At 65.8% G+C, this 3,875-nt stretch carries 7 protein-coding genes; all 7 read left to right on the top strand.

The window, feature by feature from the left end:
- Positions 1–527: GTP 3',8-cyclase MoaA family protein (locus tag NLI84_RS18800; RefSeq protein ID WP_505661170.1), on the top strand; the 527-nt coding region annotated here is incomplete at its 5' end.
- A gap of 3 nt (positions 528–530) precedes the next feature.
- The gene (locus NLI84_RS18795) at positions 531–1,070 is read left to right on the top strand and encodes an Imm42 family immunity protein (protein WP_255992361.1); all 540 of its coding nucleotides are present in this window, start codon (positions 531–533) and stop codon (positions 1,068–1,070) included.
- Between the two features lie 5 nt (positions 1,071–1,075).
- On the top strand, positions 1,076–1,576 hold the full coding sequence (gene mobB, locus NLI84_RS18790; RefSeq protein WP_255992360.1) for a molybdopterin-guanine dinucleotide biosynthesis protein B: 501 nt from the start codon (positions 1,076–1,078) through the stop codon (positions 1,574–1,576).
- The gene (locus tag NLI84_RS18785; RefSeq protein WP_255992359.1) at positions 1,570–2,757 is read left to right on the top strand and encodes a molybdopterin molybdotransferase MoeA; all 1,188 of its coding nucleotides are present in this window, start codon (positions 1,570–1,572) and stop codon (positions 2,755–2,757) included. The genes mobB and NLI84_RS18785 overlap by 7 nt, the downstream gene beginning before the upstream one ends.
- A gap of 7 nt (positions 2,758–2,764) precedes the next feature.
- Positions 2,765–3,019 (top strand): MoaD/ThiS family protein, encoded by a 255-nt coding sequence (locus NLI84_RS18780; protein WP_255992358.1) that lies wholly within the window; start codon positions 2,765–2,767, stop codon positions 3,017–3,019.
- Positions 3,016–3,471: a molybdopterin synthase catalytic subunit MoaE gene (moaE, locus tag NLI84_RS18775; protein ID WP_255992357.1), complete on the top strand. Its 456-nt coding sequence runs from the start codon at positions 3,016–3,018 to the stop codon at positions 3,469–3,471. Before NLI84_RS18780 ends, moaE begins: the two co-directional genes overlap by 4 nt.
- Positions 3,468–3,875: cyclic pyranopterin monophosphate synthase MoaC (gene moaC / locus NLI84_RS18770; protein ID WP_255992356.1), on the top strand; the 408-nt coding region annotated here is incomplete at its 3' end. The genes moaE and moaC, both read left to right, overlap by 4 nt.

Here is a 3,875-nt window from a genome sequence, read left to right as displayed (position 1 = left end):
CGGGCTTCGCGCCGATCAAGCTCAATATGGTGGTGATGCGCGGCGTGAACGAGCACGAGATCGCGCGCATGGCCGAGTTCTGCTTCGAGCACGGCTTCATCCTGCGGCTGATCGAGACCATGCCGATGGGCGACACCGGCCGCAACGCGCAATACCTGGACTTGGGCCCGGTGCGTGACATGTTGGTGCAGCGGTTCGCGCTGGTGCCCGAGGTGCTGGAGCTCGGCGGTGGCCCGGCGCGTTACTGGCGCACTGTGGATGGCGTCGGGCGCATCGGCTTCATCACCCCGCTCTCGCAGCACTTCTGCGCCAGCTGCAACCGCGTGCGGCTGGCGGTCGATGGCACGCTCTACCTGTGCCTGGGCCAGGAAGCCAAGTTCGAATTCCGCCCGCTGCTGCGCGGTGGCGCGACCGATGCCGAGCTGGAAGCAGCGATCCACGAAGCGATCGAATTGAAGCCCGAGCGGCATGAATTCAATGAGCAACCGAAGAAAATCGTGCGCTTTATGTCGCAGACGGGGGGGTAGGCCGTGCTATTCGGTTCCCGCTCTGGTTTTGCGATAGAGGCTTACCACGATCCACTGCCAAATGAACACGGCTGGGTGTTTGGCCGCATGTGCTTATGGGCGCAGGGCAACTGCCTTGGCGACATTTGCGAGCCTGCTTGCATGCTCAATGTCACCGTTTCCCATCTATCAAACGCAATCGCGCGTTTACCGGAGCTGGATGCCCAAGAACTCCATGAGTTTGCTGGTGAGGCGTTGTTCAATCTGCTGGATCATGCGCTTTACGGCGACGACGATTGCAGCATGGAGGAAATCATGGCGGACGCGCAGCGTTTCTCGCGGTTCAACTTTCTTACAAATGGCGGAGAATCATTCGATCACAGCAAATCGTTCATCGTTGGTAACGGGCAATGGCTTCGACTGTTGTTCAAAGACCTGAAGACCGAGCGCATTCACGCTGTAGCAGTCGAGTACGCCACTTTTGTTGCGGTCATCCAAGCATTTCTAAGCTGGTTTTCGACGGAGCAAGCATCGCCGCTTCTCGCTCCAAGTGAACGGACTTGAACCTCATGAGCATGCGCGCCTTCGGCATTGCCGGCTGGTCCGGTTCCGGCAAGACCACGCTGCTCGAGGCGCTGATCGCCGAGTACGCGCGGCGCGGCATCGTGGTCAATGCGATCAAGCACTCGCACCACGATATTCCGCTGGAGCCACCGCACAAGGACAGCGCCCGGCTGCGCGCGGCCGGTGCCGGCGAAGTGGCGATCGTGTCGCCTTATCGCTTTGCCATCGTTCACGAGCTGCGCGCCGCGCCCGAGCCACCCTTGGCCGAGGTGCTAGCGCGCCTCGCTCCGGCCGAGTTGACGCTGGTCGAGAGCTACAAGCACGCCACGCTGCCCAAATTGGAGGTGTGGCGTGCCGCTGTCGGCCAGCCTATGCTCTGGCCCGATGACGGCTCCATCGTCGCCATCGCCAGCGACGATCCCGTCGCCACCGACCTGCCGCGTTTCGGCCTGACCGAGATCGCGGCCATTGCCGATTTCATCCTGCTCCGTGCCGCCCCATGCTGACTGTCGAACACGCCCTCGAACAACTGATCGCCGCGGCACGCCGCATCACCGAGACCGAGCGCTTGCCGCTGACGCAGGCGCTGGGCCGGGTACTGGCGCACGACCTGATCTCGCCGCTGGCGGTGCCTGGCTTCGACAACAGCGCGATGGATGGTTACGCGCTCAACGTGCCGGACTACACTGCGCCGGCGATGCAATATGCCGTGACCCAGCGCATCGCTGCGGGCGAGGTCGGCCAGCCGCTCCAAGCGGGTGAGGCCGCGCGCATCTTCACCGGCGCGCCCATCCCGCCCGGCACCACCGCGGTGGTGATGCAGGAAGACTGCAGCGTGGCCGATGGCATCGTCGCGGTGGCCGGTTCCATCCGGCCGGGCCAGCATATACGCCGCACCGGCGAGGATGTGGCGCTGCATAGCGTGGCGGTCGCGGCCGGCACGCGGTTGTCCGCCGCTCACCTGGGCTTGATCGCATCGCTGGGCATCGCTGCGGTCGAGGTGCTGCGCCCCCTTCGCGTGGCGCTGCTGTGCACCGGCGACGAGCTGGTCGAGCCTGGCCAGCCGCTGGGCCCTGGCCAGATCTACAACTCCAACCGCTATCTGCTGGTGCACCTGCTGCAGGCACTCGGCTGCGCGGTCACCGACTACGGCATCGTGCTGGACGATCGCGAACTGACTATCCGCGTGCTGCGCGAGGCGGCCCAAGCCCACGACGTGGTGCTCAGCACCGGGGGGGTGTCGGTGGGCGAAGAGGATCATGTGCGCGCCGCGCTCGAGACGCACGACTGGCTGGCGCTGTGGAAGATCGCGATCAAGCCGGGCAAGCCCTTCGCTTTTGGCCGCGTTGGCGACGCCGATTTTGTCGGCTTGCCGGGCAATCCCGTGTCCACCTTTGTCACCTTCGTGCTGCTGGTGCGCCCCTTCCTGCTGGCGCGGCTCGGCGTGAACGAAACGCTGCCCCATATCTGGCTGCCGGCCGGCTTCGAGCGCCGCCGCGTCAGCGACCGACGCGAATACCTGCGGGTGCGCATCGAGCACGGCCATGCCGTTCCCTATGCCAACCAGAGCTCGGGCGTACTCACCTCGGCGGCCTGGGCCGACGCGCTCGCCATCGCGCCCGAAGGGCTGTGCATCGAAGAGGGCGACCCGGTACGCATCCTGCCGCTGGCGCTGCTGACGCAATGAGGCTCCGATGAAAACACTGCATCTGGTTTATTTTGCCCGGCTGCGCGAGGCCTTTGGCTCCGCCGGGGAAACGCTGGCCACCGACGCCGCCACGGCCGCCGACCTGGTGGCCGAGCTCGCTGCGCGCGGCGGGGTATGGCTGGCGGAACTGGGCGGTGGCCGCGTATTTCGCGTCGCGATCAACCAGGACATGGCACAGCTGGGCGATGCGCTACCCGATGGCGCCGAGGTGGCCATCTTCCCGCCGGTGACGGGCGGATGAGCCGCATCCGCATCGTGGTCGGGCCGCAAGCGTTCGACCTGGGCCAGGAATACGCAGCGCTTGTCACGGGCGACGTCGACAGCGGCGCCGTCGCCGCCTTCGTCGGCCGGGTGCGCGATTTCGGTTCGGATTCGGTGATGACGCTGGAGCACTACCCGGGCATGACAGAGAAGGCGCTGGCTGCGATTGTCGACACCGCCTGCGCGCGCTGGCCGCTCGCCGCGGTGACGGTGATCCACCGTGTGGGCCGGCTCGCCGCCGGCGACGAGATCGTGCTGGTGCTGACCGCCAGCCGGCATCGCAGGGCGGCGTACGATGCCAATGCCTACATCATGGACTACCTCAAAACGGAAGCGCCGTTCTGGAAGCTGGAACAAAACAGCGCGGGGCGGCAATGGGTCGAGGCCCGCGAAGAGGACGATACCGAGCGGCAACGCTGGGAGGCGCCATGAACACGCTCACCCATTTCGACACAGCGGGCCAGGCGCATATGGTCGATGTCGGCGCCAAAGCGGAGACCGGGCGCGTCGCCGTTGCCGGCGGCAGCATCCGCGTGCTGCCCGCGACGCTCACACTGATCGCCAACGGCGGCCACAAGAAGGGCGATGTGCTCGGCATCGCCCGCATCGCCGCCATCATGGCCGCCAAGAAGACGGCCGACCTGATTCCGCTGTGCCACCCCATCCCACTGACCCGCGTCGCCGTCGATTTCGCCATCGACCCTGCGGCCTGCGCCGTGCATTGCACGGTGAGCGCCGAAACAATGGGTCGCACCGGGGTGGAGATGGAGGCGCTCACTGCGGTCAATATTGCGCTGCTCACCATCTACGACATGTGCAAGGCGGTCGATCGCGGC

It is taken from the genome of Chitinolyticbacter albus (assembly GCF_024437655.1).
Taxonomy (GTDB): Bacteria; Pseudomonadota; Gammaproteobacteria; order Burkholderiales; family Chitinibacteraceae; genus Chitinolyticbacter; species Chitinolyticbacter albus.
Note: the sequence above shows the minus strand (reverse complement) of the source record. Positions and strands in the feature narration are given on the sequence as shown.